General features: G+C 63.5%; 22 protein-coding genes and 1 pseudogene. 7 read left to right on the top strand and 16 right to left on the bottom strand.

Annotated elements, in window-relative coordinates:
* Positions 1–286 precede the first annotated feature (286 nt).
* The 4 genes from AB3X98_RS29170 to AB3X98_RS29155 all read left to right on the top strand — a co-directional run bounded on the left by AB3X98_RS29170 (position 287) and on the right by AB3X98_RS29155 (position 4,696).
* The gene (locus AB3X98_RS29170; RefSeq protein WP_368603439.1) at positions 287–1,231 is read left to right on the top strand and encodes a LysR family transcriptional regulator; all 945 of its coding nucleotides are present in this window, start codon (positions 287–289) and stop codon (positions 1,229–1,231) included.
* 113 nt (positions 1,232–1,344) lie between these two features.
* Complete coding sequence (locus AB3X98_RS29165; RefSeq protein ID WP_368603503.1) at positions 1,345–1,596, top strand: ATP-binding protein; 252 nt, start codon at positions 1,345–1,347, stop codon at positions 1,594–1,596.
* A gap of 437 nt (positions 1,597–2,033) precedes the next feature.
* The gene (locus AB3X98_RS29160) at positions 2,034–4,364 is read left to right on the top strand and encodes a nitric-oxide reductase large subunit (RefSeq protein ID WP_368603438.1); all 2,331 of its coding nucleotides are present in this window, start codon (positions 2,034–2,036) and stop codon (positions 4,362–4,364) included.
* On the top strand, positions 4,361–4,696 hold the full coding sequence (locus AB3X98_RS29155) for a hypothetical protein (protein ID WP_368603437.1): 336 nt from the start codon (positions 4,361–4,363) through the stop codon (positions 4,694–4,696). The genes AB3X98_RS29160 and AB3X98_RS29155 overlap by 4 nt, the downstream gene beginning before the upstream one ends.
* A 48-nt stretch (positions 4,697–4,744) precedes the next feature.
* On the opposite strand, the gene AB3X98_RS29150 is transcribed toward AB3X98_RS29155, so the two are convergent.
* The 5 genes from AB3X98_RS29150 to AB3X98_RS29130 all read right to left on the bottom strand — a co-directional run bounded on the left by AB3X98_RS29150 (position 4,745) and on the right by AB3X98_RS29130 (position 9,686).
* Positions 4,745–5,188, bottom strand: coding sequence for a hypothetical protein (locus tag AB3X98_RS29150; protein WP_368603436.1), 444 nt, complete (start codon positions 5,186–5,188; stop codon positions 4,745–4,747).
* 156 nt (positions 5,189–5,344) lie between these two features.
* A complete protein-coding gene (locus tag AB3X98_RS29145) occupies positions 5,345–6,106 on the bottom strand; it encodes an OmpW family protein (protein WP_368610356.1) in 762 nt (253 codons plus the stop codon).
* 59 nt (positions 6,107–6,165) lie between these two features.
* A complete protein-coding gene (locus tag AB3X98_RS29140; protein WP_368603434.1) occupies positions 6,166–7,950 on the bottom strand; it encodes an acyl-CoA dehydrogenase C-terminal domain-containing protein in 1,785 nt (594 codons plus the stop codon).
* A 14-nt stretch (positions 7,951–7,964) separates the two neighbouring features.
* On the bottom strand, positions 7,965–8,912 hold the full coding sequence (locus tag AB3X98_RS29135) for an electron transfer flavoprotein subunit alpha/FixB family protein (RefSeq protein WP_368603433.1): 948 nt from the start codon (positions 8,910–8,912) through the stop codon (positions 7,965–7,967).
* Between the two features lie 24 nt (positions 8,913–8,936).
* On the bottom strand, positions 8,937–9,686 hold the full coding sequence (locus AB3X98_RS29130) for an electron transfer flavoprotein subunit beta/FixA family protein (RefSeq protein ID WP_368603432.1): 750 nt from the start codon (positions 9,684–9,686) through the stop codon (positions 8,937–8,939).
* 267 nt (positions 9,687–9,953) lie between these two features.
* On the opposite strand from AB3X98_RS29130, the gene AB3X98_RS29125 reads away from it, so the two are divergent.
* Positions 9,954–12,707: a LuxR C-terminal-related transcriptional regulator gene (locus AB3X98_RS29125; RefSeq protein WP_368603431.1), complete on the top strand. Its 2,754-nt coding sequence runs from the start codon at positions 9,954–9,956 to the stop codon at positions 12,705–12,707.
* A gap of 12 nt (positions 12,708–12,719) precedes the next feature.
* Here AB3X98_RS29125 and AB3X98_RS29120 read toward each other — a convergent pair whose 3' ends face one another.
* The 6 genes from AB3X98_RS29120 to AB3X98_RS29095 all read right to left on the bottom strand — a co-directional run bounded on the left by AB3X98_RS29120 (position 12,720) and on the right by AB3X98_RS29095 (position 19,354).
* Positions 12,720–14,042, bottom strand: a complete 1,323-nt coding sequence (locus AB3X98_RS29120; RefSeq protein WP_368603430.1) for a DUF445 domain-containing protein — start codon at positions 14,040–14,042, stop codon at positions 12,720–12,722.
* Complete coding sequence (gene phaZ, locus AB3X98_RS29115; protein WP_368603429.1) at positions 14,039–14,890, bottom strand: poly(3-hydroxyalkanoate) depolymerase; 852 nt, start codon at positions 14,888–14,890, stop codon at positions 14,039–14,041. The genes AB3X98_RS29120 and phaZ overlap by 4 nt, the downstream gene beginning before the upstream one ends.
* 78 nt (positions 14,891–14,968) lie before the next feature.
* Complete coding sequence (gene phaP, locus AB3X98_RS29110; protein ID WP_176365821.1) at positions 14,969–15,391, bottom strand: TIGR01841 family phasin; 423 nt, start codon at positions 15,389–15,391, stop codon at positions 14,969–14,971.
* A gap of 65 nt (positions 15,392–15,456) precedes the next feature.
* Positions 15,457–17,163: an alpha/beta fold hydrolase gene (locus AB3X98_RS29105; RefSeq protein WP_368603428.1), complete on the bottom strand. Its 1,707-nt coding sequence runs from the start codon at positions 17,161–17,163 to the stop codon at positions 15,457–15,459.
* 46 nt (positions 17,164–17,209) lie between these two features.
* On the bottom strand, positions 17,210–17,674 hold the full coding sequence (locus AB3X98_RS29100) for a MaoC family dehydratase (RefSeq protein WP_368603427.1): 465 nt from the start codon (positions 17,672–17,674) through the stop codon (positions 17,210–17,212).
* A gap of 36 nt (positions 17,675–17,710) precedes the next feature.
* Positions 17,711–19,354, bottom strand: a complete 1,644-nt coding sequence (locus tag AB3X98_RS29095) for a fatty acid--CoA ligase (RefSeq protein WP_368603426.1) — start codon at positions 19,352–19,354, stop codon at positions 17,711–17,713.
* Positions 19,355–19,946: 592 nt separating this feature from the next.
* Between AB3X98_RS29095 and AB3X98_RS29090 the strand changes: the two are divergent.
* A pseudogene (locus AB3X98_RS29090) lies at positions 19,947–20,213 on the top strand (tyrosine-type recombinase/integrase); the annotation flags it as partial.
* A gap of 260 nt (positions 20,214–20,473) precedes the next feature.
* On the top strand, positions 20,474–21,169 hold the full coding sequence (locus AB3X98_RS29085) for an SOS response-associated peptidase (RefSeq protein WP_368603425.1): 696 nt from the start codon (positions 20,474–20,476) through the stop codon (positions 21,167–21,169).
* Positions 21,170–21,242: 73 nt separating this feature from the next.
* Here the strand turns inward: AB3X98_RS29085 and rhaS are convergent, their stop codons facing one another.
* The 5 genes from rhaS to AB3X98_RS29060 all read right to left on the bottom strand — a co-directional run bounded on the left by rhaS (position 21,243) and on the right by AB3X98_RS29060 (position 26,870).
* A complete protein-coding gene (rhaS, locus tag AB3X98_RS29080) occupies positions 21,243–22,250 on the bottom strand; it encodes a rhamnose ABC transporter substrate-binding protein (RefSeq protein WP_368603424.1) in 1,008 nt (335 codons plus the stop codon).
* A gap of 80 nt (positions 22,251–22,330) precedes the next feature.
* Positions 22,331–23,350: an ABC transporter permease gene (locus tag AB3X98_RS29075; RefSeq protein ID WP_368603423.1), complete on the bottom strand. Its 1,020-nt coding sequence runs from the start codon at positions 23,348–23,350 to the stop codon at positions 22,331–22,333.
* Positions 23,343–24,398: an ABC transporter permease gene (locus AB3X98_RS29070; protein ID WP_368603422.1), complete on the bottom strand. Its 1,056-nt coding sequence runs from the start codon at positions 24,396–24,398 to the stop codon at positions 23,343–23,345. The genes AB3X98_RS29075 and AB3X98_RS29070 overlap by 8 nt, the downstream gene beginning before the upstream one ends.
* A complete protein-coding gene (locus AB3X98_RS29065; protein ID WP_368603421.1) occupies positions 24,395–25,936 on the bottom strand; it encodes a sugar ABC transporter ATP-binding protein in 1,542 nt (513 codons plus the stop codon). Before AB3X98_RS29065 ends, AB3X98_RS29070 begins: the two co-directional genes overlap by 4 nt.
* Positions 25,937–25,964: 28 nt before the next feature.
* Positions 25,965–26,870: an amidohydrolase gene (locus AB3X98_RS29060; protein WP_368603420.1), complete on the bottom strand. Its 906-nt coding sequence runs from the start codon at positions 26,868–26,870 to the stop codon at positions 25,965–25,967.
* Between the last annotated feature and the right edge of the window lie 16 nt (positions 26,871–26,886).

Genomic DNA, 26,886 nt, shown 5'->3' with positions numbered 1-26,886 from the left:
CTGAGCATGCCATTCATGGTCGAAAATCCGGTCTGCACGCGCCATAGCAAGGTGTCTCGTTTCGCTTGGCGGGAAATCGCTGCATGGCAGCGAAGCTTCATTCCGCACGGTTATACGAACGTATGATTCACCTGGCCTATCACGTGATCTCCACAACCGATCCCACATTTGTAACCAGAACGCCTCTACGTTACCTTTTATCCGGTACGAATCGACATGCATGGCTCGAACCTTCGAAAGGGTTTTCATCGAGGTTCGGACTGAACTCCGGAGCGGAGAGACGATTATGGATTTGTTGAAGAGCATGCGGATTTTTGAGCGTGTGGCCGACGGCGCAAGCTATACGTTGGCGGCTCGGGAGCTGAACATGAGTACGGGTTCAGTCTCGCGGCTCATTTTCGACCTCGAGCAGCATCTTGCCACGCGACTCCTGCATCGCACGACGCGGCGGATTGCCTTGACGCCCGCGGGCAAGCGCTATCTGGCGCGTTGCCACTCGATTCTCGAAGCCCTGGACGAGGCAGAAGCTGAAGCCAAATCGATTCACATCAGTCCCACAGGCTGCCTTAGGGTTCACGCCTCCCAATCGCTTGCGCAACACTATTTGGTTCCCGCAGTGAGATCCTATCGGGAGCGGCATCCGTCCGTGCAGGTTGGGCTGACGCTATCGGACTCTCCGGTCAACCTTCTCGCCGGTGAATTCGACATGGCCGTCGTGGCGACCGAGGTGCTGCGCGACTCTTCGCTTATCGGTACGCGTCTTGGCAGCTCCTACAGCGTGATGTGCGCGTCTCCAAACTATCTCGACGTGCATCCGATGATCAACAGGCTCGCTGACCTTTCGAACCATAGTCTCGTTTGTCTCGCCCCCTCCTGGTCGGACAACGTCGAATTGACGTCGCAAGGGGCAAACGGCTGCGAAACGGTTTCCGTTCAACCCGGGCTGTGCATCAGCTCACAATCTTCGCTTGCCAATGCCCTCGAACTTGGGATGGGAGTGGGCTTACTGCCGCTGCATGCAGCCGTTGATGCGTTCCGCGATGGACGCCTCGTGCACATACTGCCTGCCTGCCAGTTTGAACACGTTGGCATCTACGCACTCTTTGCGTCGAAGATGTTTCTCGACGCAAAGGTGAGAACGTGGGTTGAACATCTGAAAGGCAGTTTTGCTGAATCCAGCAAGAACGTTCAACTGGTTCTCTACAACTCGAGTGATTTGCAGGTGGCGTGAGCCTCCCGCAGACAGGCGGTCCGGCACGGCGATGCGCCTACCGCGGCTTGCGCTTCATCGAGAGACTGCGTCTGGTATGGCCGTCTCGCCCCCTGCCAGAGACCCAGTTGTCGATGATCGCGGCGACGGTCAGTTCGACCGTCAGCGTGCGCGATACCGGCATCGGAATCGCGCCGGAGCATGCCTATCGGTTGTTCGACGCTTTTTTCACGACGACACGCGGTGGCAAGGGGATAGGTCTCGCGATGTGCCGTTCGATCATCGATGCACATGGCGGAACCATATTGGCATTCAACAACGCCGGGCACGGTGCAACGTTTCAATGTCGATTGCCCTTGATTGAAGCAAGCGCCAACGCTGAGTGAATCGTGGTGGCTCGGCATGGCGCGCCGCCACGCAATGACAAGTCCCCCGCAATGAATTCATAGCCATCCAAATCGCACCGGCGCAACCGGCCTGAAACGTGCAACGCGTTTTTCTAACCCGGAACGACTCCCAACATACACATGTATGATCCCACTACCCTTCTGGGGGGCTACGCGAGCCGTTGGTACGATTTTCTTGTTTTCGCAATTGCGACATGATGATATCCGCTCCGGGTGCTGCACGGCTCTCGTGGCGCAGGAGGTCAATTGCTATCACCCGCATTTGGACTCCTTATCACTTGTTGAAATTGAAATCGATCACCCTCCAGATCTATCCAATCCGCCACTTGGCAGCCGCAAAGGACTGATACTCGGAACGCAAACGAGTATTTGATCGCCGAAGACTGTCCACGGGCATTTCGCGAAGGAATGGAACCATGAATGCAAAGCCGCCGCTCACCGCGGGCAATCGTTGTCCGCAAGATCGCACGAGCCGGGTCCTGATCTGGGTTTTCATCGTGGTCACCGCGCTCTGCTGGGTGGGAATGATCCTGGCAACGCGCGCCACCTATCAGCAGGCAGCGCCACTGCCACAGCAGATGGTCGCGCCCAACCGCGCACCGGTGATGAGCTACGCCGACATCGTCGCGGGCAAGTCGGGATTTCAGCAAGCGGATCTGATGGATTTCGGCAGCCTGTACGGCATGGGGTCCTACTTTGGCGAGGATTTCACCGCCAAGTACCTCGTCGAGCTGGCGAAGGAGGTGCGCAACAATCTGGCGTTATCTCGCTACGGCAAGTCCTTTGACGCCGCGACGGCCGATCAGCAGGCAAGCGTCACGCGTACCATGCAGGCACAACTTCAGGGCATCGATCTGAGTCAGCAGCAGGTTGTGCTTCCGGACAGCGTGGCTCAGGCGATTCAGACGTTGCGGCCACGCATCAGCGCAGCGCTGCTCAGCGACAACCTTGCGCAAGGGTATACGGGGGCACGTTCGCTCGACGCGTCCTCAGCAACGCAAACCGCGAGCTTCATCCTGTATTCGTCGCTCACGACCGTCGCCCGCCGCCCCGGCAAGGACTATTCGTGGACAGTCAACTGGCCGCCCGAGCCGCTGGTCGGCAACTCCCCCACTGCTGCCACGTTCCAGTGGACGTGGATTTCGTTCACGATGATATTTTTCGCGATTGGCGCGATCCTGATGATCTTTCGCCTCTGGATCGAGCCCAAGGCCGCGAATGAGACTTTCGAACCGGTGCTGCGAGGCTTCAAGGAACCCACGCCCAGTCAGCGTGCGCTCTGGAAGTATTTTTTGGTGGTGGCCGCTGTCCTGCTGGTGCAGATTCTCGCGGGTTCGATCATGGCGCACTACTACACCGATCGCACCAGCTTTTACGGCATCGAAGTGGACAAATGGCTGCCGTTTGCCGCCCTGCGCAGCGTCCACCTGCAGGCGCCGATCGTGTGGATCGGCGTGAGCTGGATCGCTGGAGGACTCTTCCTCGCGCCTCTGATCGGCAAGCGTGAACCTGCCGGGCAGCGTGCGATGGTGAACCTCATCTTCTGGGTACTGGTGGTCATCGTGGCGGGGGCGCTGATCGGCGACTACCTCGGTGTGATGGGCATCATCCGCGCACACTGGTTCTGGTTCGGTAACCAGGGACTGTCGTATCTCGAGTTGGGCCGCTTCTGGCAGATCCTCTTCTTTGTTGGCCTCGCCGTCTGGTGTCTGGTATTGCTGCGTGCATTCTGGCCCACCCTCAAAGCGCTGTTCAGGCAAAGCGGCGGAACGCTCTACGGCCTGTTCCGCATCGAGCATCTTCTCTGGGCCGCCACGCTGAGCGTCACGGTGCTCTATGTATTCGGCATGATTCCGTTCGGCTCGCCCAACCCGTCGTTCTCGATCACCGATTTCTGGCGCTGGTGGGTCGTGCACCTCTGGGTCGAGCTTGCCTTCGAGTTGTTCGCAGCAGCGGTGACCGGCTACTTCCTCATGGCGCTGGAACTGGTGTCGCGGCAGATGGTTGAGCGCGCAGTGCTGTTCGAATGGATCCTCATTATGGTCGGCGGGGTGCTCGGCACTGGCCATCATATGTACTGGGCAGGCGAACCGAGCCTCTGGGTGAGTTTCGGCAGCATGTTCTCGTTCCTCGAGGTCTTGCCGCTGTTCCTGCTGGTGCTGGAAGCCATCGAGCAGCAGCGTCACATCCAGCACGAAAAGGATTTCCCGTATCGACTTGCCTATCTCTACATTCTCGGCTCTGCATTCTGGAACTTCGTGGGCGCCGGGGTGTTCGGCGGCGGCACGCTCAATGCGCCGCTGGTCAACTATTACGAGCATGGCACCTTCCTCACGCTGAACCACGCGCATACGTCGATGTTCGGCGCGTTCGGGTTGCTCGCCATTGGTCTGATCTACATGGTCCTGCGCTATTTGAACGGCCATCGCGCGTGGAGCGACCGCTGCGGCGTATGGGCATTCTGGCTCTACAACGCCGGCCTCGTAATGTGGATCGCGATGAACTTCTACCCGGTTGGCTGGCCGCAACTGCTGGCGGTTTACACGCACGGCTATGCGTATGCGCGAAGCCTCGAGTTCTACAGCACCACCACCTTCTGGCAGTGGATGCGCATGCCGGGTGACATCGTGTTCGCCATGGGTGCCCTGTTGATGGCCTGGGACTTTATTGTCAAGATTCTCGCGCAGCGCGCAGCGGCCATTGCCGAGGCGCCGTCTGCGACCGTCGCATCCGGGCAGTCGCTGTGAGCAGCCTCGACCTGTTGGGTATCGCCCGGAGCGGATTGCAAAATCCGCTCATCTGCTCGTCGCTCGCCGCCTGTGTCCTATCACTGGCGGCCTGCACGAGCACTTCGGATGTCGCCGCTACCGACAAGCCGAATGTGTTTACCGTCACCGCCAGTACGCGGGGCGCTCGACTGTCGTGGGTCAGCGCATATCGAAAGGCCGTCAGCAGCGCCAGTGACTACTGCACCAAACGCGGCATGCAGGTCGGCACCCGGTTGGATTTCATACGCAGCGGGCGCGAACTGGAACAACAAGGAACGGAGTTGACCTTCGAGTGTCACCCGCTATTCTGACCGGCCGGCGGGAATGATTCACGGGGTATGATGTGTTCGGGGGCAAGGCTATTTGTCGCAAACGACCGCCGTCATGACGAGCGGCATGACTTCCCTTACCGTCGCCGGGCTACCCGTTTCGCGAATGCGTTCGCTGACCGCCTCTTTCCCTGCCATGACGACGACACCATAGACGCGATGGGGCGTTTCACCTTCGCTGATTTTCTGGGTGAACATGGCGTCGTTCGGGGAAAAGCCGAAGACGGCCCGCACCTTGAATCCGAGTGCCGTCAAGTTCTGATTCGGCCTGAGCCGGTACGCGTTGACCGAGTTGGCCGACACTTTCATGGGTACAGGATCGATCTCCTTTTCATCGACCAGTTGCTCGATGAACGTGTGGGGACCGAGATGGCAATCGAGGCTGGCGCCGATCTCCTGTGCATAAATCGCATTCGAGACGAACGCTGCGCCGAGGGCGACGCATCGAGGCAAATGAGAGACTTTCACGAGCATCTTCTCCTTGAACGATCGGCTCGCCGGCTCGACCAGCAATGGAAGCTTAAGCGCAAAGCGGTCCGCAACTCAATTGCACAATGGTGTTAGCCGCGTATCCATGTCGATGGAGGGGGGCGCGAGCGCCGGGCCGAACGAGTCGCGCACCCAGTCTGATCAAAATCGGTATCCAACCCCCACGAACGTAATCCATGGATTCGCAGTGATTCGCGTCTTGTTCGTGAGCGCAGGCTGTCCATTGGCGGCATAGGCCGTCACTGTCGCATTCGTCTTGAGCGGTAAATAGGTGACCGACGCCGTGGCGTACCAGTTCTTGCTGAAATTGTACGAGGCGCCCGCATTGAACGCTGGATTCCAGGACGGACTCAAGGAACTTTCGACATGGCTGCCCGGCCCGGCGAACCGCTGCAATGCGCCGCTAAAAGTCGAGTTGAGTTCGGTATGGGAATACCATGTGTAATTCACGCCCACGCCCGCGAACGGCCGGAATTTCGACTGCGCATCCCCAAGGTAATACTTCACGAAGAGGATCGGCGGCCATGATCGCGTGGTGGCGAGCGGCTGCAGGTTGCCCAGGTCGAGCCCCGGACCGCTCGGCCCGACTGGCGTCACCCTGCCCTGCGCATAGAGCTTGAGCTTGGGCGGTATGCCGCTCGCCAGATCGAGCGCGATGTGGTCCGTGACGAAATACGTCATCGAGAGTTCGGCGGTGAACGTATTGTGGATCTGCCCGCCCGTGCCCGGCGAAGTATAGGTGCCGAACGCCGTGGTGCTTGTCATGGGCGTCGCCGACGATTGCCCAAAGTCGAGCCACGCCCCACCCACGCTGGTGATGAGGCTGCCCGCGCTCTGGGCCATCGCGCTACTGCATATCGCCCCGGGCATCAGGGCGAGACATACGAATTTCTTCACTTTCATTTTGATATGGATTCCGAATTGACTTCAACGGAGGTTTCTGAAAATTCCGTGCAACTGCTTTACAGCTGTTCGATGACGACCGCGCCCGATGTGCCGGCCTTGATCGCCTCCAGCAACGCAGACGCCTTGGGCAGGATCTTTTCCGCGTAGAACCGTGCGGTGGCGAGCTTGGCTTGATAGAACTCCGGATCTTCCTGCGCCGCCAGCTTCTGCGACGCCACCGCCGCCGCGCGCGCCATCTGCCAGCCGCCGCACACATAGCCCACGAGCATCAGGTAATCCGCCGAACTGCCGAGTGCTTCATCGGCGTCTTTGGCGAACGCGCCCAGCATCCAGGCGGTAGCGTCTTCGAGTGCCTGCACGGCCGCGGCAAAACGCGTGCCGATCGATACGACTTGCGCATCGGCGTTGCGCTCCAGTGCGGGCAGGACTTCGCGCAGCTGTGCAATCAGCGCTGCCATTGCCGCGCCGCGATCGGCCGCCAGCTTGCGGCCGGCCAGATCTGCCGCCTGAATGCCGGTCGTGCCTTCGTAGATCGTCGCGATCCGCGCATCGCGCAGGAACTGGCAGGCGCCCGTTTCTTCGATGTAGCCCATGCCGCCATGCACCTGCACGCCCATCGACGCGATCTCGACACCCAGTTCGGTACACCAGCCCTTGAGCACCGGAATCAGCAGATCGATGCGAGCCTGGTGACGCGCACGCTCGTCGCCGTCGGGATGCCGGTGCGCACGATCCATGTCGCTTGCCATCACGTAGGCAAAGGCCCGCATCGCTTCGACCTGCGCCTTCATCGTCATCAGCATGCGGCGCACGTCCGGGTGATGCACGATCGCCACCGCGTTGGGCGACTTGCCGCTCGCGAGGCGCCCCTGCACGCGTTCCTTCGCGTATTCGCGGGCCTGCTGCCAGGCGCGCTCCGCCATCGCGAGGCCCTGGATACCCACCTTCTGGCGTGCTTCGTTCATCATCGTGAACATGTGCGCCAGGCCCTTGTTCTCCTGGCCGACCAGGTAACCGATCGCGCCGCCGTTTTCGCCGAAGCTCATCACGCAAGTCGGGCTCGCATGAATGCCGAGCTTGTGCTCAAGAGAGATGCAGCGCACGTCGTTGTTGGCGCCGGGCGTGCCGTCGTCGTTCAGCAGGAACTTGGGTACGAGGAAGAGCGAGATGCCGCGCACGCCTTCGGGCGCGTCAGGCAGGCGCGCGAGCACGAGGTGGATCACGTTGCCGGTCATGTCGTGATCGCCCCACGTGATGAAGATCTTCTGGCCGTGGATACGATAGTGCTCCCCCTCAGGCACGGCTTTCGTTCTTACCGCCGCGAGGTCCGAGCCGGCTTGTGGCTCGGTCAGGTTCATCGTTCCGGTCCATTCGCCGCTCACGAGATTCGGCAAATAGCGCTCCTTCAGCGTCTGCGAACCGTGCAGGCGGATCGCTTCCGTTGCGCCCGCCGTGAGCATCGGGCACAGCGCGAACGCCATGTTCGATGAATTCCACATCTCCACCGCGGCTGCATGCATCAGTTCAGGCAAGCCCTGTCCGCCGAATTCCGGGTCTCCGGCGAGGCCGCACCAGCCGCCCGAAACATACTGCTCATAGGCACGCGCGAATCCGTCGGCGGCAGCCACACCATGCCCGGTCAGGCGCGCACCCTGTGCGTCGCCGGGCTTGTTGAGGGGATCGAGCACTTCGGTCGCAAACTTCGCCGCCTCGTCGAGCACGGCATCGGCGAGTTCCGGCGAGACGTCATCGAAACCGGGCAATGCCGCGATCGCCTCGAGGCCAGCCAGTTCGTTCATCACAAAGCGCATGTCGCGCAGGGGGGCAATATAGGTCGTCATGGTCGGCTCCTTCGTCAGCCTTGCTGCAGTTTGTCCAGTTCGTGCGAGAGTTCGGGCAGCACCTTGAAAAGGTCGCCGACGATCCAGTAATCGCAGACCTGGAAAATCGGCGCTTCCTCATCCTTGTTGATCGCAACGATCACCTTCGAGTCCTTCATGCCGGCCAGATGCTGGATCGCACCCGAAATGCCCACCGCGACGTAGAGTTGCGGCGCGATCACCTTGCCGGTCTGTCCCACCTGATAGTCGTTGGGCACGAACCCCGCATCGACCGCCGCGCGCGAAGCGCCCACCGCTGCGCCAAGCTTGCCGGCGATATCTTCGAGCAGCGCAAAGTTCTCTCCGGACGCCATCCCGCGTCCGCCTGAAACCACGCGTCGCGCAGCGGTCAGCTCCGGCCGCTCGGAGTGTGTCAGTTGCTGGCTCACGAAACGGGCACCGGGCATTTCAGGCGCCGGCTCCAGCGGTTCGACGGCAGCGCCGCCGCCTTGCGTGCTCGCGGCGTCGAAGGCCGTCGTACGCACGGTAATGACCTTGATGCGGTCGGCGCTGCGCACGGTCGCGAGAATGTTGCCCGCGTAGATGGGGCGCACGAACGTATCGGCGGATTCGACGGCGATGATGTCCGAGACTTGCGCGACATCGAGCAGCGCGGCGACGCGGGGCATCACGTTCTTTGCGGTCGTGGTGGCCGGCGCGAGCACGTGGCTATATTCAGGCGCGACCTTCACGACGAGCGCCGCGAGATTTTCGGCCAGCGCGTGGCCATAATGGGCAGCATCGGCCACGCGTACGCGGGTCACGCCGGCAACGCGCGCCGCCTGTTCGGCCACGTTCGCGCATTGCGAACCGGCCACGAGCACATGGATGTCGTCCGAGAGACGCGCGGCGGCGGTCACGGCGTTCAGAGTCGCTGCCTTGAGCACCTGATTGTCGTGCTCTGCAATGATGAGGACTGTCATTTCTGTTTCCTTTTCCTTGGCGTATCAGATCACTTGGGCCACGCTGCGCAGCTTCGCCACGAGTTCCGCGGCGTCGGCCACGCGCACGCCGGGTTCGCGCTTCGGCGGTTCGGTGACCTTCAGTGTTTGCAGTCGCGGGGCGACGTCCACGCCGAGCGCATCGGGCTTCACCACGTCGAGCGGCTTCTTCTTCGCCTTCATGATGTTGGGCAGGCTCGCGTAGCGCGGCGTGTTCAGACGGAGATCGGCGGTAATGACCGCGGGCAGGTCGACTTCGATCGTCTCCAGGCCGCCGTCGATCTCGCGGGTCACGACCGCCTTGCCGCCTTCGATCTCCACCTTCGAGGCGAACGTCGCCTGCGGCCAGTCAAGCAGCGCAGCCAGCATCTGGCCGACCTGGTTCGCGTCGTCGTCGATGGCCTGCTTGCCGAGCATCACCAGCTGCGGCTGCTCCTTGTCCACCAGCGCCTTCAGAAGCCTCGCGACGGCGAGCGGCTGCAGCTCCACATCGGTTTCGACGAGGATGCCGCGGTCGGCGCCCGTCGCCATCGCCGTACGCAGCGTTTCCTGGCAGCCCTGCACGCCGCAGGACACGGCGACCACTTCCGTCGCGGCGCCGGCCTCTTTCAGGCGAACGGCCTCCTCCACGCTGATCTCGTCGAAGGGGTTCATCGAGAACTTCACGTTTGCGACATCCGCACCGCTGCCGTCGGCTTTCACGCGCACTCTCACGTTTGCATCGACGACGCGCTTGACTGGTACAAGTACTTTCATTGCCTGCTCCGCTCCTTTAGATCATCCCAATGGTATGGAGAACGAACTGTTCTCCGTGCTTCCCACGCTGTGGCCTTGTGCGCTGCAACGTAATTTGTCGCGCTCAACCGCACCAGCTTCGTAGCGGTTGGGCTATCATTTTTCCGTCCGCTTCGTTAGATGCCATGGTCTCTCAGGCTGACGCGGTGCAATATCCCCCATACAGGGGTGACCGATCGAAAAAAAAGGGGACGCAGCCGGGGCGAACCCGCTGACACGGAGCAGCCCATGCACGTGACCGAAGCGTCAGGAGCGGTGACTGGAGGAGCATTCGCGGCCAGACCTCCCGTTTTGCTCGCGACGAAGATCTTTCCGCCCCGGCTGCCCGCGGGCCTGATCGACCGCCCGCGCCTGGTCTGCCTCGCCGGGGAGGCTGAGAACAAACGTCTCACCGTCATCAAGGCCCCGGCGGGCTTCGGTAAGACCTCGCTTGCGCTGACCTGGCTCGAGCGCTTGCGCAGGGAGGGCGTACTGGTGGCGTGGCTGTCGCTCGACAGCGAAGACGACGAGCCCGCGCGCTTCCTCTATCACCTCGCGCAGGCCCTGCAGCAGGCGTGCGACAACGTCGGCGCGTCGGCTATCGGGCTCACGACAGCGGCGTCGCTGGTGCCGGCACAGGCGATCGTCTCGACGCTCATCAACGAGCTCGTCGAGGTCGCCGACGAGGTCTGCATCTTCCTCGACGACTTCCATCTGATCAGCCTGCCGGCCGTCCACGACGCGGTGTCGTTTCTGGTCGAAAACGCGCCGTCGCACGTCCACGTGGTGATCTGCACGCGCACCGACCCGCCGCTGCCGCTCGGCCGCCTGCGAGCCGGCAACAGCCTGCTGGAGCTCGACGCCTCCACGTTGCGCTTCGACTTCGACGAAACGCGCAGCTTTGTCGAGCACGAATGCCCGGGCAAGCTGCATGCATCCAGCATCAAGTCGCTCTTTACCCGCACCGAGGGATGGGCCGCCGCATTGCGCATTTCCGCATCGGTGCTGGCGCGCGCCGCACACAAACCGGATGCGGAGGTCGCGCCGGCCTCGGGCGCGTCGCGCCCCTTTGCGGCCTATCTGGAGGACATGGTCAAGCGCCTGCCGGGCGGCATGGTCGAATTCATGCTGCGCACCTCGATACTCGAGCGGCTGAGCGCGCCGCTGTGCGAGGCGCTCACCGGCGTCAGGACGAGCCAGGCCATGCTGGAGTCGATCGCCGCGCGCCAGTTGCTGCTCGAACCGCTCGATCTCGACGGCACCTGGTTCCGCTTCCATCATCTGATGGGCGAATACCTGCACCGGCGCCTGCAAACACAGCACCGCGACGAGGTCGCCAACCTGCATCGCCGCGCATGCCAGTGGTACGCGCAGGAAGCGCAATGGACAGACGCGGTCAGGCATGCCATCGCCGCGGGGGATGCCGAAGAGGCGGTCTCGCTGATTGGCCGGTGCGCAATGGCGCTGGTCACGAAAGGCGACCTGCTCACACTGCTCGGCTGGCAGCGGCAGTTCCCGGCGCACCTGATGCGCTCGCAGATCAAGGTCACACTCGCCATCGCCTGGGGAATGGCGCTCGCCATGCGCTTTGACGAAGCGCTCCCCATGCTCGATACGATCGAGAAAGACGCCGCGTCGAGCGCCGATCCCGACTCAGTGCACTGGGAATGCCAGGCGATCCGCTCTGTCGTGGCCGCCCTTCAGGACGACGCGCACGCCTGCCTCGCGCTTGCCGAAAGCTGCCTCAGGCGGCCATCGACCGACGTCTGGACCACCAACGTGGCCTCAAACGTCGCGCGCTTCGCACACTGGAAAATGGGCAGTCTGGAAGCGCTCTACGCGGTGCCGTGGGTTCCGTATTCGATCGAAGAGGACTCGCGCAACGTGTTCGCGTCGGTCTACCGGCTCACGCTGCTGGGCCACGTGGAGATGCAGCAACTGCACTTCCCGCTGGCCGAGCGCTATTTTCAGGAAGCCATGCGGCTCGCGGAGCGGCACGCCGGCCCGAAGTCCATCGCCGTCGCGCAGGTCGCGCCGATGATCGGGCAACTGCGCTACGAGCAAGGCCGGCTGGACGAAGCCGAGGCGCTGGTGAGCGACCTGATGCCCGTGATCGACGCGGCCGTGCTGCTCGACAGCGCCCTGATGGCCTACCGGATGCTGATCCGCACCGCCGGGGCGCGTTCGGATACCGTGCAAGCCTATGCGTTGATCGATCGGGCGCAGGCATTGGCCTACGCGCGCAAATGGGACCGCCTGAGCGCCGGCGCCCTCGTCGAACGCACGCGGCTCAACCTCGCTGAAGGCCGCATCGTGGAAGCCGCGGCCAGCGTGGCGCAGCTCGACCGGCTTGCGGATGCGGCCAGCGCTGCCGCAACGTCCGCGGCTCCCGAGATCGCCACCTACCGTGGGCTCGCGCGCGCATATCTCGCGATGGAACAGGGCCGCACGCAGGACGCCGCCGACACATTGACGGCCTCGCTGCAAGCCATCGAGTGCCGGCACGGCTGCTATCTCGCGCTGCGCCTGCGCACGGTGCTCGCGCTCGTCTGGATGGCGGCAGGCGAGCGCGCGCGGGCCGTCGAGACCTTTCGCGAAGTCTTGAAGGCCGCCGCGCCCGCGGGGCTCTACCAGTCCATCGTCGATCAGGGGCCGCAGATCGTGCCGTTGCTACAGACCGTGCGTGAAGCGCTGCGCGGCGAGGCGCAAGCGAAGGCGCTGCTGGCCTACGTCGATCGTCTGCTGGACGGCAGCCGCGCACTGTACCAGCCAGGCGACACGCGCGCGCGCAATTCGGAGCGCGAGGCACTCAGTGCACGCGAGCGCGACATCATCGGGCTGATTGCGCACGGCCAGTCGAACAAGGAAATCGCGCGCACGCTCGGCATCGCGCCGGAGACCGTCAAGTCGCACGTGAAGAGCATCTTCGTGAAGCTCTCGGTGGACAAGCGCGCGCAGGCGGTGGCGCGGGCCCAATCGCTGGGACTGGTGGGGACCGTCTGAATCGCACCGGCGTCACCTCACGATCACGAGCGCGAGCCCATGCAGCAGCACGCCGACCATCCCGCCCACCAGCGTGCCGTTGATCCGCACGTATTGCAGATCATGGCCGATCTCCGCCTCGATCTTGCCGCTGACCTCCTGCGCGTTCCAGCCCTTCACGACGTCGGTGATCAGCGCCGAGAGTCGATGGCGATAGCGCACCACCAGCTCGCGCGCCAGTTCCAGCCACCACGCGTTGAGCTTGTTCTGGATCGCGCTCTCCTCGCTCACGCTTCTGCCAAGCGTTGCGAGCACGCCTGCCAGCGCGCCGCGCACAATGGAATCGTCACGTTCGACATCGGCGATCACGCGCGCGCGCACGTGGTCCAACAAGCGCTGCGCATAGGCCTCGTTTCTGAAATGGCGGAGACAGTCGCGCATCAGCGACCGGCCAAAACGCCGGTACACGGACGAACGCTGTAACTGGACGATCAGGTCCTGCACCGCTTCGTCGAACTGGTGTCGAAGCTCGTGCTCCGGGCTCGCCGCCACTTCATGCAGCAGCGCGACGATGCCCTCGACGAACTTCCTCACGATATACGCATCGAGCGGCGCGGGCGTGTATCTCGACGCTTCGCTGAACTTGGCCTTGATGAGGTCTACGTTAGCTGCGAGCCATTGCTCCAGTCCTGCCAGCCCCCGGTCCAGCAGCGGCTGATGATGATTGCCTTCGGTCAGGACTTCGAGGATTTCGCCCATGGCGCGGGAAACGTCGAGCTTGCGCAGTTGCGGCGTGGCCACGCGCTCGAAGAACTGCTCGACGTGCGCGTCGTCGATGCCGTTCAGCAGGCGCGGCAGCGAGTCGGCTACCACGTCGCCGATGGCCCGGCTGTTGCGCGGCTCGGCGAGCCACACGGCCAGCGCCTGCGCGGCGTTATGCCCGCTCAGCCGGCCAATGATGAGCTCGGGCGCGAGAAAATTGGCCTCGACGAACTTGCCGAGGCTCACCGCAATGCGCTGCTGATTTCGTGGAATGATCGCGCTATGCGGAACCGGCAGGCCAAACGGCCGCCGGAACAGCGCGACCACCGCATACCAGTCCGCGATCGCGCCCACCGTGCCGGCTTCCGCGAATGCCCTGAGCCAGGGAAGTCCGGCCAGCCAAGGATATTTCGCCTGCAGGAAAACGCAGGCGAGCAGCACCGTGAACACGACCGCGAGCAGACTTGTCGCGGTGCGCTGCATGCGTTTGAGACGCCGCGTCTTGCGTGCTGCCAGTGCCTGGTCAGCCGCATTCAGCCGGCTTTCGTCGCCGTCGGTCATCGCGCTGACTTGTTCGCTGACTGACTCGTTCACGCCAGTTCCTCGCGCAGGAAACGGCGCACTACGGGCGCGACTTCCTTCGCACGCGCGATCAGGAACAGGTGACCGTCGTCGATCACGTAGAGCGTCGAGTTGCGGATGCGGGCCGCCAGGATTTTCGCGTTGGTCAGCGGCACGATGGGGTCGTCGTTGCCGTGCATCACGAGCGTGGGCTGACGCAGCGCACCGAGCCACGGCAGGCTGGTCCAGCCGGACGCGGCCAGCAGCTGATAGAGGTAGCCGCGGCCGCGCGGCGGATGGATATGCCGGCTATGTTCCTCCAGCAACCTGGGATCGCGCCGGTAAGCACCGCCATAAATCTCGGCGCCCACCTGCTTCATATAGCTGCGGTCGGTGTAGCGGCGCGGTCCGATCATCTTCGCGAGCACCGAGAGCCGCGCCGGCACCATGATGACGCCCGGCGACGTCGCCGCGAGAATGAGCCTGCGGCAACGCGTGGGGTAGAGGCGCGCGAACTGCTGCGCGAGCGCCCCGCCCCACGAGACCCCGAGCACATCGACCGGCCCGTCGTAGCCGAGCCGCGTCAGGAGCTTGTCCGCGAGCACGGAAAGCGTCGAGAAGCGGTACGGCACGAGCGGCACGGGCGACCCGCCGACACCGGGCACGTCGAAGATGACGACGCCCACGTCCCCCAGCGCCTCGACGAACGGCTCCACCAGTTCGAGATTCGCGCCGATGCCGTTGAAGAGGAGCAGCGGCGGGGAAGCGTCGCTGCCGTGACGGACGCCCACGCGCAGGACCTGACCGTCAATGTCGACGGTCTGGACCTGCATGCTGGCCGGGCCACCGCTCGAATCGGGACTGCAAGCCTCTGCTCTCATCTGCTCGACCTCTTGCACGGGTGTCTCGCTGCGGGACGCGTCATTGGAAACATCGGCGTTTTGCATCGCCGTACCCTCTTACTTCTTCGGCTGCAGGAGCGCCTTCAGCTCCTCGACGTGCTCGGCCACACGCTTCGTCACGACTGCGATGCTGTCCGACTGCGCTCGGTAAGCCGTATCCGCGAGTTCCTGCATGTCGACGAGCGCCTTATGCAGCGCCTGCTGCACGACTTCGCCCGCATTCGCACCCGGCGCCGCGCCTTGCGCGCCCAGCTTCGCCACGAGCGACTGCAGCTCGGTCATGGTCGTGCGCAGGATTTCAGCCTGTTTCAGACCGAGGGACTGCACGCCCGCAAGCGCCGCGCTGTTGGCCTGGGCCAGCGCCTCGATGTCCTTGCGGCGCGATTCGAGAATAGCGGCCACATCGACACCCGGCAGTTTGAACTGGCCGAGAACCTTCGTGTATTCGGCGAAAAGATGAGTCGGATTGGTAGATTCCATGATTGAAGCTCCATTAGTACTACGTTGAAAAAACAATGCACAGCGTAAGGACGACGGGTCGTATATCAGGCCTCGGTCACGTACGTTCCCGGTGCGTCGGCGAGCGCAGCGTGACGCTCGTTGCCGAGCAATGCCGGCGCGCTGCGGCGCTCACCCGAGCGGCTGGCCAGCCACTCGCGCCAGTTGCCCCACCACGAGTCCTTTTCGGGCTTGGCGCTTGCGAGCCACGCATCCGCATCCGCAGGCAGTTCCGGGTTCATGAAGTACTTCGCCTTCGGATTGCCCGGCGGGTTGATCAGGCTCTGGATATGACCGCTCGAGCTGAGCACGAAGCGCGTCTTGCCGCCGAACGTCCGCGCCGTGTTGTAAACACCCTTCCACGGCGTGATGTGATCCGTCATGCCCGCAACCACGTAGGTGTCGCACGTGACCTCGGAGAGATCGATCGGCGTATCGAGCACCGTAAGCGCGTGGCGCTTGCTGAACAGGTTGCCCGTGAAAATGTCGAGCAGCTGGCCGTGAAAGCGCGCGGGCAAGCGGGTCGTATCGTTGTTCCAGTAGAGGATGTCGAACGCGGGCGGCGCCTTGCCCAGCAGGTAATTGTTGACCCAGTAATTCCACACCAGATCGTTGGGCCGCATCCACGCGAACACGCGCCCCATCTCCTCGCCCGCGAGCACGCCGCGCGCAAGGCTGTTCTGCTTGGCCGCCGCGATCGCTTCGGGCGTGCAGAAGAGGCCGAGCTGCGAATCGGCGGTGCTGTCCAGCACGGCGACCATCAATGTAGTGGCGTTGACCGTCTTGTCGCCGCGGCTCGCGAGGTGCCCGAGCAGTGCCGAAATCGTCATCGCGCCGGAGCATGCGCCGTGCAGGTTCACATCGTCGCTGCCAGTGATGTCGCGCACCGCCTCGATGGCCTCCAGCAGCGCCGAGACGTACGTATCCATATCCCAGTGGCTCTGGGCTGCCGTGGGATTGCGCCAGCTCACCGCGAACACCTGGAACTCGTTCTTCACGAGGTAGTCGACCATGCTCTTGCCTTCGGAGAGGTCGAACACGTAGAACTTGTTGATCTGCGGCGGCACGATCAATTGCGGACGGCCATAGACCTGCTCCGTGGCCGACTTGTACTGAATCAGCTCCAGCACTTCGTTGCGAAACACCACCGCGCCCGGCGAAGTACCGAGGTTCTTGCCCACCTCGAAGGCGCTCTTGTCCACCTGAGCGGGCATGCCCTGATTCTTCAGCATGTCGAACATGGCGTTCTTCAGCCCGCCAATCAGGCTCGCGCCGCCCGAATCGACGACCTTCTTGAGCGCCGCCGGGTTGCCGAGCAGCGTGTTCGTGGGCGAAAGCGCATCGGTGAAGAGCGACATCACGAATTGCGCGCGCTCCTTGCTCTTCGGGTCCAGTGTCGAGCGGTCGACAAAACCGCTCAGGGCGTCGCGCCATACCAGATAGCCCTGCAGCGCCATGCGATACCACGTGTTGTCCTGCCACGCAGGGTCGGCGAAACGCTTGTCGCCTGCGGGCGGCGTGCTTTTCGCATTGCCGCCCAGCACGGCCAGCAGATTACGCACGAGCGCCGCTTCCTGTTCGACCAGCAGCGCGGGCTGCCGCACGGCCTGCGCGCCGATCTGCTGCGCCGTGGCCAGGATATCGCACGGCCGCAGCCCGACAAACGGATTGGGGCCGAGCATGCCTTCCGTTGCCGACGCCGAGATATCGTCGATCTGTTCGTTATGCGAATTGTCTTTCGGGGTTGCAGCCATTTTCCTGCTCCTTATTCGACGCATTGTGCGTCCTTGAACGCCCGAATTACGCCACGAGCATCGCGAGGGTCTCGGCGACCAGCGCGGGCTTGTCTTCGCCTTCGATCTGCAGTTCGTTCATCGTCTTGACGATGATGCGCCCGCCGCCTTTCTTCTCCACCGACACCAGGGTCACGCGGTTGCGCACCCGGGCGCCCGCCTTCACCGGCGTCATGAAGCGCACCTTGTCCAGTCCATAGTTCAGGCCCGCCGACGCATCCTCCGGAATCATGCCGATCTCCATGGCGAGCGCGGCCAGCAGCGAAAGCGTGAGATAGCCGTGCGCGATCGTGCCGCCAAACGGACTCTCGCGTCTGGCGCGCTCGACGTCCACGTGAATCCATTGCCGGTCGCCCGTGCAGTGTGCGAATGCGTCAATGCGTGCCTGATCGACGACGACCCATTCCGATACGCCCAGCTCGCGGCCCACGAAGTCGTCGATCGTGGCGATGCTGTATCCCTTGATGCTCATAGTGAGTATTCCTCTTTTAACCTTGTGAATGACCGATCAGGCAAACTGCTCGCGCAGCCACTTCTTGTCGATTTTCCCGACGCTCGTCTTCTTCAGTGCATCGACGAACTTGACGATCTGCGGCACGGCGTACTTCGAGATCCGGCCCGACGTGGCGAACGTCATGACGTGCTGCTTGATGTCGCTCTCGCTCGCTTTGGCACCGGGCTTGAGCACCACGAGCGCCACGGGACGCTCGCCCCACTTCTCGTCCTTGATGCCGATGACCGCCACTTCGGCCGTGGCTGCATGCAGCGAAATCAGGCTTTCGATCTCGAGCGACGACACCCACTCGCCGCCCGACTTGATCACGTCCTTGATGCGGTCGGTAATCTGCAGATTGCCGGTCGGGTCGATATTGGCGATGTCTTGCGTATGCAGATAGCCGCCCGCCCAGAGCTGCTCCGATGCCTCGGGATTCTTCAGGTAGCCCTGCGTGAGCCAGGGGGTGCGCACGACGATTTCGCCACTGGCCTTGCCGTCGCGCGGGAGGTCGTTCATCTCCTCGTCGACGACGCGCAGATCGACGAGCGGAACCGGGAAGCCCGTCTTGCAGCGCAGGCGCACCTGTTCGTCGAGATCGACCGCCTCGCTGCCAATCGGCAGTTGTGCGAGGCTCAGCACGGGGCCAGTCTCGGACATGCCGTAGCCGGCAAAGATGTCGATGCCGCGTTCGAGCGCGCTGCGCGCAAGGCCCTGCGGCAAGGCTCCGCCGCCAATCACGATCTTCCACTTGCTCAAGTCGACCGACTCGGACTCGGCGTTGTTGAGCAGCATGTGCAAAATCGTGCTCACGCAGTGCGAGAACGTGACGCCTTCGTCGCGGACCAGGTGCAGCAGGCGGTCCGGCATGTAGCGGCCCGGATAAACCTGCTTCACGCCCATGACCGTCGCGATATAGGGCATGCCCCACGCGTGCACATGGAACATCGGCGTGAGCGGCATGTACACGTCGCCGCGATGGAAGCGCTGACCGGACACGGGACTCGCCAGCGCCGCCATCAGCGTGAGCGTATGCAGCACGAGTTGACGATGCGAAAAGTAGACGCCTTTCGGCAGGCCGGTCGTGCCCGTCGTGTAGAACGTCGTGGCGCGGGTGTTCTCGTCGAAATCGGGAAAGTCGTAGTGCGCTTCGCTCTGCGCCAGCATCGCTTCGTATTCCGCCACGAAGTCGATCGAATGTGCGGCGGCCACACTGTCCGGCTCGTCGATATAGACGAAGGTGTGCACGTTCTCGAGCTTGTCCTTGATCGCTTCGACGACCGGCAGAAAGTCGGTGTGCACGAGCAGCACCTCGGCGCCGGCATGGTCGATCGTGTACGCGATTTCATCGGGCGAAAGACGCACATTGACCGTCTGCAGCACGGCGCCCATCATCGGCACGGCGAAGTAGCACTCCAGATAGCGATGGCTGTCCCAGTCCATCACAGCGACCGTGGTGCCATGCTGCACGCCGAGCCCCTTCAGGCCGCTGGCGAGGCGCGCGATGCGCTCACGAAGCGTCGAATAGGTCATGCGCAGCTGCCCGCGGTAGACGATCTCCTGGTCCGGCGCCTGAACGAATGGCGTATGCAGCAGTTGCTTGATCAACAGCGGATAGGCATGGGCCGAAGGCGCCGCTTTCTGCACGTCGTCCTGCATCAATCTCTCCTTGAGTCTGAAAGTGGATGGCGGGCTGGCACAGATTTGTCGTACTACTGGTGGACAGTGACATCCCGAATGACGTCATCTTCGGCTCAGACAAGGGGGCGGAACATCCCCTGAACGGGGGAGCGAGGGGGGTGAGGCGAAGAGAGGAAGGGGCGGACGAGGGCACCCCATGGGGGACGCGCGCGCAGACGTGCCGCTGTGCGTGGCGGCACCCGAGCAGATTTCAACGGGATTCAGGGATTGGGAAGATGGCCTTCCTCATGCCCGAGATTCCACGCGAACAAACTCTGGCAAAACGGGACGACTCCGCCAAGATTTGGGGTTGGGTGCCCCAAAGCCGCCTCCCTGTAGATCAAGGCCAACCGCAGGAGAGCCCCAGTGAGACAAGCGTGAATGCGTAAGTGCAATATATCGATGAACTCTGGTCAGTGGCCGTAACGACACCAGAGCGGCAGGAGGCTGGCATCCCGCCACGCCGCTGGTGGGCGCGCTGGATGTCAAACATGAAACGGGCGAGCATGACGCCCGCGGCACGACGGACACGGGGATTAGTGCCGCGCGGCTGCGGCGGATCACAGGTGAGTTTTTCCAGGAGGTGGCGGCCTGCGTGGAAGCGCGAAATCCGCCGCTCGCCGTGAAGCTGAGGCTGGCGAGCCCGCACTGGCTGCGGCACACCCACGCCTCGCATGCGCTGGGCGCCGGGGTCGAACTCGTGGCCGCGCGCGACAACCTGCGGCACGCGTCGATTGCGACGACCTCAACCTACCCGCACGGAAGCGACAAACGGCGCGCGCGCCAGGTAGGCGCCGCGTTCAGCCGCGCCGCCCCGGGCAACAGTGCTCGTCAATAACACAGCGCTCACCCTCGTAATCGGCAATGCAATTCCCCTCCATTCGGAAGACTGCACGCCCGCCGCACGAAAATGTATTCTAGTCCCTTGATAACGGTCGAAAACGGGGCTTCATGTGACATATCACCCACAGAACGTATCTAAATGTGGATAAGTGATCTAATTTTTTCTTTATAAAACAGTTGCTTACAGTCAATCCGATCCTCCAAATGCGTGCATCCATTAGCCATACCGACTTGAAGGACGGGACGGAGACGACCATGTGCACGAACTACGCCGCCGCACGCCGTGACTACCTCTTCAGGCACTACGGCGTCCTGCCGCCCGACGACCCGTGGCGCGACGAGATCTTTAAGGACTATGCCGCGCCGGTCATCCGCCGGGCGAGCCCGACGGACGATCTGCCCGGGACTCCCGATGCGCGCGAAGCCCTGCTCGCGACGTTCGGCATGGTGCCGCGCAAACAGATTGCGCCCGGCGTGAAGGTGTTCGACACGATGAACGCGCGCGCCGAATCGGTGGGCGAGAGGCGCAGCTTCAGCGGCGCATGGAAGAAGCTGCAGCTGTGCCTGATTCCATGCGAGGCGTTTTTTGAGCCGAGCTACGAAACCGGCAAGGCGGTGCGCTGGCGCATTGGTCTCGCCGACGGCGCGCCGTTTGCCATTGCCGGCTTATGGCGCGAGTGGGACGAAGGCGAGGCCGGCAAGGCGTACTCGTTCACGATGCTCACCGTCAATGCGAGCGATCATCCGCTCATGAAGCGTTTTCACAAGCCCGGGGACGAGAAACGATCCGTAGTGATCGTGCCGCCTTCCGAGTATGAGAGCTGGCTGGCGAGCCGTTCGATGGACGAGGCGAGGTCATTTCTCAATCTGTATCCGGTGGAGGGGATGGCGGCCGAGCCTCAGCCCCTGCCCCCGCGCGCGAGCCCGAAGCCCGATACGAACGGCCAATAGCAAACGACCCGGGCAAACGACCCGGCAAACCGGGTCGTTTAGCACTCCACGTCAATCAAACCAGCAACGTAAATCAGAAATTGAAGTTATCGATATTCGAAGCATCGAACGTCGTGGGCGGCCCGAGAATCACTTCCCCGCTCTTGCCGATCGTGCGCTTGCCGAGCTTGCCTGCTTCAAACGACTCGCCTTCCTTGCCCGTGATGGTGCCCGAAGCAAGATTGGCGGCCGCATACGCGGCGAGGTAGCCGAGTGCACCCGGATCCCAAAGCTGGAACGCCTTCACGGTGCCGTTCTTCACGAACGCGCGCATCTGGTTAGGCGTGCCGAGGCCCGTCACCACCACCTTGCCCTTGCTCGGCGACGAAGAGATATAACGCGCCGCCGCCGCGATGCCGACCGAGGTGGGCGCAACGATCGCCTTCAGGTTCGGATACGCCTGCAGCAAGCCTTGCGTCTCGACGAAGGACTTCTGGTCGTCGTCGTTGCCGTAGGCGATCTTCACGAGCTTCATCTTCGAATACTCGGGCTTCTTCAGCTCTTCCTGCATCCACTTGATCCAGGTATTCTGGTTCGTCGCGTTAGGCGTGGCCGAGAGAATCGCGAACTCGCCTTCGCCGCCCATCAGCTTCGAAACGAGCTGGATCTGGCCGCGGCCAATGCTCTCCGCGTTCGCCTGGTTCACGAAGATCTGCCGCCCTTCGGGCGCCGTGTCCGAGTCGAAAGTCACGACCTTGATGCCTTGATCCATCGCGCGCTTCAAATACGGCACGAGCGCATTCGCATCGTTGGCCGCGATAATGATCGCGTCCTGGTGCTGCGTGGTCAGCGTATTGATGTACGAGACCTGCGAGGACGCGCCCGCGTCCGAAGGACCCACTGCCTTGCCCTCGCCCTTGAACTCCTTGATCGCGTCCAGACCGCCGTTATCGGCGATCACCTCGTAGGGGTTGTTGATCTGCTTGGGCACGAACGCGATCTTCAACCCTTCCTTGATGCCGGCCGCATGCGCCGCGACACCGCCTCCCACTAGCATCGCGCACAGCAGGGCCGTGCACACGTGACGTACTGGCTTTCTCATGAATCGTCTCCTCGATGGGTACCGGACGCGTCCGGCTGATTGACTGCCTCTTGACTTCCTTGCCCTTCTTCACACCTCGTTCATGCCGCCCGCGCCAGTGCGCGCCGGTCACGCATCGTGCGCCAGCGCGCGGCGAGATTCGGGATCAGCACCGAAGCCAGCAGCAGCGCCCCGGTCACGATCGTGAGCGTTTCGCTCGACACATCGACGAGCGTGAGCGCATTCTTCAGTACACCGACGATCAGCAGCGAGAGCAGCACGCCGTACATCGACCCGCGCCCGCCAAAAATACTCACGCCGCCGAACAGCACCGCCGCGATCACCGAAAGCTCGAAGCCTTCGCCGTTGTCGCCGCGCGCGCTCGTGAAGCGCAACGTATAGACGATGCCCGCGAGCGCGCTCATGACGCCCGAGAGCACGAAGAGGCGCAGCTTGATCTTCGGCACGTCGATGCCCGAGAACGACGCGGCCGTGGTGTTCGCACCGATCGCGAAGAGGCTGCGGCCGAACGCCGTGGCCTGAAGCCATACCGTGAACACGATCGCGCACGCCGCGACGATCAGGAACGGCAACGGGATGAACGTGTTGCCCAGGTTGCTCATGCCAAAGAGCGTATAAGCGGGCGGGAAGTCGGCAATCGCCTGATCGCCGAGCAACACGTAGGCCAGCCCGCGAAACAGCGCGAGCGTGCCGATCGTCACCGCGAGCGAAGGCAGATTGAGCTTCACGATCACGAGCCCGTTGAAGAGACCCGCGAGGCCGCCTGCCACGAGCACGAGCGCCATGGCGACCGGCATCGGCAAGCCCATGTGCCAGAGCACGCCGAGCAAGGCGCTCGAGGCGCCGAGCACCGAGGCCACCGAAAGATCGATTTCGGCGGCGACGATGATGAGCGTCATCGGCAAGGCCATGAGCGCGACTTCGGTGAGGTCCGCGAGCACGTTGCTGACGTTCGCCCTCGAGAGAAAAACCGGCGAGAGCACGCGCCCCACCACCAGCGATGCAATGAGAATGACGACGAGCAGCGCTTCCCAGCTGAGCGGCAAGCCGGGCTTGCGCGTGAGCAGCGCGGCGTCGGGTTTCGGGGCGTTCTTAGCCATGGTCGCGTTTCCTCATCATGCGTTTTGCCACGGAGCGGGCGAGCAGCGTATCGGCGGCGATGGCGGCCACGATCAGCGCGCCCTGGATCGCCTGCTCCCAGAACGGCGAGACGTGCAGCACCACGAGCGCGATGCTGATCACGCCCAGCACGAGCGCGCCGAGCGTCGCGCCGAGTATCGTGCCCACGCCGCCCGTGATCGCCACGCTGCCGACCACGGCGGCCGCCACCACCTGCAGCTCGATGCCCTTGGCGGTGCTCGCGTCCACGGTGCCGAAGCGGGCGAGCCACAGCGCGCCGGCCAGGCCCGCTATCGCGCCGCTGATCAAGAAGCCCGTCGCGACGCGGCGCTCAACGTTGATACCGGCAAGGCGCGCCGCTTCCGGGTTCGAGCCGATCGCGTAGTATTCGCGGCCCGGCCGGAACTGCTTCAGATACACGGAGAGCGCAGCAAGCAGCACGATCGCGATGAGCGCCAACACCGGAACGCCGAGCACAGAGCCCGTGGCGAGCCGCGAAAACGCGTCGGGCAGGCTCGTGGCGTTGATCTGGCCGCCATGCACCCACGCGTAATCGGCGCCGCGGAAGATGTAGAGCGTGGAGAGCGTCGCGACGAGCGACGGCACGCGCCCCACGGCCACGAGCAGCGCGTTGATCGAGCCGGCCACGAGTCCGATGGCGAGCCCCGCGACCAGCGCCACGAGCACAGGCATGTGCGGGAACGCGACGTAGAGACTGCCCACGCCATAGGCGCTGATGCCGACCGTCGAGCCGATCGAGAGATCGATATGGCGCATCAGGATCACGATCGTCATGCCCGCCGTGAGCAAGCTCACGATGGAGACGTTGAGCAGCACGTCGCGCAGATTCTGCAGGTTGAGGAATTGCGGCCGGGCGAGCGCCGTACCGCCCACGATCAGCAGCAGCACCACGAAAAGCGTGGTCTCGCGGCTGCGCGCCAGCGCTTCGGCCAATGCACCCGCGTTGCGCCGCTGCGGGCGCGGCTCGCGGCCGTGCAGGGGATGAGGAGAAGTGGAATGGCGCATCATGCGGCGTGCCCCAGATGAATGTTGGTTTCGCCGAGCGCGGCGCTCATGATGCGCTCTTCGTTGGCATCGGCACGTGCGATATCGGCGGTGATGCGGCCTTCGTGCATGACGAGCACGCGGTCGGCCATGCCGATCACCTCGGGCAGTTCGCTAGAAATCATCAGCACGGCCATGCCCTCTTTCACGAGTTCCGCGAGCGCGCCGTAGACTTCGGCCTTCGCACCCACGTCGATGCCGCGCGTCGGTTCGTCGATGATGAGCACCTTCGGCCCGGTGGCGAGCCACTTGCCGAGCACCACCTTCTGCTGGTTGCCGCCGGAGAGCGTGCCCACCGGCGCGTTCAGATCGCTCGCCTTCAGACGCAGACGCTTGCCCCATTGCCCGGCCAGCTCCGCTTCGCGCCCCGTGGAGATGAGGCCGAAGCGCACGAGCCGCCCGAGCACCGTGAGCGAGGCGTTGCGCGCAATGCTCAGTTCGAGCGCGAGACCTTGCTGACGCCGGTCCTCGGGCACGAGCGCGAGGCCGGCCTTCACGGCGGCAGCGGGCATGCCGGAGGCCAGCGGCTTGCCCGCGATCTGCACCTGCCCCGCGTCGGTCGGATCGATGCCGAATATCGCGCGCGCCACTTCGCTGCGCCCCGCGCCCACGAGCCCCGCGAGCGCGACGATCTCGCCCGCGCGCACGTCGAACGAAATGTCCTTGAAGACGCCGCGGCGCGTGAGGCCGCGCACGCGCAGCATCACTTCGCCCGGTTGCACGTCCGCCTTGGGATAGAACGTCGCAAGGTCGCGTCCCACCATCTTCGCGACGATGTCCTGGGTCTTGAGCGTGGCCGTGGGCGCGTCGAACACCTTGGCGCCGTCGCGCATGATGGTCACGTGCTGCGTGAGCGCGAAGACTTCTTCGAGCCGGTGCGTGATGAAGAGAATCGCCACGCCACGGTCGCGCAGCGTGCGCGCGATCGTAAAGAGCCGCTCGACCTCGGGCAGCGAGAGCGCGGCCGTGGGCTCGTCCATGATGAGTACGTTCGCGTTGAGCGAAAGCGCCTTCGCAATTTCGATCACCTGCTGGTCCGCAATCGAAAGTCCGCGCACGAGCCGTTCGGGCTTCAATTCGACGCCGAGCGACTGGAGCAGCGCCGCGACCTCGCGATGCATCGTGTCGTAGTCGATGCGGCCCACGCGATCCACGGGCTGACGCCCCATGTAGATGTTCTCCGCGATCGACAGATCGAAGAACAGTGTGGGCTCCTGATAAATTACCGCGATACCGGCGTCGCGCGCCTGAGCGGGCGTCGCGAACGCGCGCTCCACACCGTCGATGCGCATTGCGCCGCCATCGGGCTGATACACGCCCGCGAGGATCTTCACGAGCGTCGACTTGCCCGCGCCGTTTTCGCCGAGCAGCGCGTGCACCTCGCCGGGCATGAGGCTCAGGCTGCCGTCGATGAGCGCGCGCACGCGCCCGAACGACTTGCTCGCGTTACGCAGTTCGAGCCGCGGAGTGTCGCCGGACCTGCTTTTTGCTTCTGCTTCCACGCCTGTCTCCCTGTCGTTGCGCGCACACTCAAATACGGTAGATACGTTCCGCGTTGCCGCGAAACAGCGCCGTGTGTTCGCTCTCGCTGGCGCCGCTCACGATCGACGCATACGCATGCCAAAGCTTCGAATAGCCGCCGAACAGGCGGTCGACCGGAAAGTTCGAGGCGAACATCGCGCGATCCGCGCCGAACGCGTCGATCGTTTCCAGTACATAAGGCCGCAGGCTTTCGACGCTCCATGCATGGTCGAACATCGCCAGTCCGCTGATCTTCACGGCCACGTTCGGGCATGCCGCAAGCAGGCGCAGGCCGTCGCGCCACGCGCGGTAGCCCGCCACGCTGCTGCGGTCGACGAACATGCCCGCGTGGTTGATCACGAGCCGAATGCCGGGATGCGCACGCGCGAGCGCGGCGGCCTCCTCCATCTGCGAGGGATATAGCTGCAGGTCGAACGACAGACCGTGCTTCTCCAGCAGCGCGAAGTTCTCGCGCCACGCCGCCTCGCGCATGTAATGCCGCCCCACGTAGTCGTAGAGCTGGTTCTCGTGAACGTTGAGAATCTGGCGAATGCCGCGCGTACGCGCAAACGCCGCGTGCGCCTCGAGCACCGCGGGCGCATTGGGCGAACTGAGATCGCAGGCCGCGACGATCGCGTCGGGCAACGCACGTGGCTCCCCCGCATTCTTGGCAATATCCGCGAGCCCTTCCAGCCAGCGCGTTTCTTCCACCGGATCGTCCGGATCGTGATTCGCTTCGACATGCACGACCTTGAGCACGTCGATGTCGCCGGCCTCGCGCAACAGGTCGGCGGGCAGATAGTTGTGCTTGAGTTCGCGCGCATCACAGACGAACGACGTGCCCGGATTCGCGAGCCACGGGTAATGATGCGTATCGAGGTTCCAGAAGTGGACGTGCGGATCGACGACCTGCATGGCATGTTCCTCGCGT

It is taken from the genome of Paraburkholderia sp. BR14312 (assembly GCF_040948675.1).
Classification (GTDB): Bacteria; Pseudomonadota; Gammaproteobacteria; order Burkholderiales; family Burkholderiaceae; genus Paraburkholderia; species Paraburkholderia nodosa_A.
This window is presented reverse-complemented; position numbering and strand designations above follow the sequence as displayed.

Bases quoted from the DNA above. Each gene is read 5' to 3' on its own strand.
- AB3X98_RS29095 (WP_368603426.1), bottom strand. From the start codon at position 19,354: ATGCAGGACGACGTGCAGAAAGCGGCGCCTTCGGCCCATGCCTATCCG.
- AB3X98_RS29100 (WP_368603427.1), bottom strand. From the start codon at position 17,674: ATGAGCATCAAGGGATACAGCATCGCCACGATCGACGACTTCGTGGGC.
- AB3X98_RS29125 (WP_368603431.1), top strand. From the start codon at position 9,954: ATGCACGTGACCGAAGCGTCAGGAGCGGTGACTGGAGGAGCATTCGCG.
- AB3X98_RS29070 (WP_368603422.1), bottom strand. From the start codon at position 24,398: ATGATGCGCCATTCCACTTCTCCTCATCCCCTGCACGGCCGCGAGCCG.
- AB3X98_RS29140 (WP_368603434.1), bottom strand. From the start codon at position 7,950: ATGACGACCTATATTGCCCCCCTGCGCGACATGCGCTTTGTGATGAAC.
- AB3X98_RS29170 (WP_368603439.1), top strand. From the start codon at position 287: ATGGATTTGTTGAAGAGCATGCGGATTTTTGAGCGTGTGGCCGACGGC.
- AB3X98_RS29150 (WP_368603436.1), bottom strand. From the start codon at position 5,188: ATGCTCGTGAAAGTCTCTCATTTGCCTCGATGCGTCGCCCTCGGCGCA.
- AB3X98_RS29130 (WP_368603432.1), bottom strand. From the start codon at position 9,686: ATGAAAGTACTTGTACCAGTCAAGCGCGTCGTCGATGCAAACGTGAGA.
- AB3X98_RS29145 (WP_368610356.1), bottom strand. From the start codon at position 6,106: ATGAAAGTGAAGAAATTCGTATGTCTCGCCCTGATGCCCGGGGCGATA.
- phaP (WP_176365821.1), bottom strand. From the start codon at position 15,391: ATGGAATCTACCAATCCGACTCATCTTTTCGCCGAATACACGAAGGTT.
- AB3X98_RS29085 (WP_368603425.1), top strand. From the start codon at position 20,474: ATGTGCACGAACTACGCCGCCGCACGCCGTGACTACCTCTTCAGGCAC.
- rhaS (WP_368603424.1), bottom strand. From the start codon at position 22,250: ATGAGAAAGCCAGTACGTCACGTGTGCACGGCCCTGCTGTGCGCGATG.
- AB3X98_RS29105 (WP_368603428.1), bottom strand. From the start codon at position 17,163: ATGGCTGCAACCCCGAAAGACAATTCGCATAACGAACAGATCGACGAT.
- phaZ (WP_368603429.1), bottom strand. From the start codon at position 14,890: ATGAGAGCAGAGGCTTGCAGTCCCGATTCGAGCGGTGGCCCGGCCAGC.
- AB3X98_RS29165 (WP_368603503.1), top strand. From the start codon at position 1,345: ATGATCGCGGCGACGGTCAGTTCGACCGTCAGCGTGCGCGATACCGGC.
- AB3X98_RS29060 (WP_368603420.1), bottom strand. From the start codon at position 26,870: ATGCAGGTCGTCGATCCGCACGTCCACTTCTGGAACCTCGATACGCAT.
- AB3X98_RS29160 (WP_368603438.1), top strand. From the start codon at position 2,034: ATGAATGCAAAGCCGCCGCTCACCGCGGGCAATCGTTGTCCGCAAGAT.
- AB3X98_RS29075 (WP_368603423.1), bottom strand. From the start codon at position 23,350: ATGGCTAAGAACGCCCCGAAACCCGACGCCGCGCTGCTCACGCGCAAG.
- AB3X98_RS29135 (WP_368603433.1), bottom strand. From the start codon at position 8,912: ATGACAGTCCTCATCATTGCAGAGCACGACAATCAGGTGCTCAAGGCA.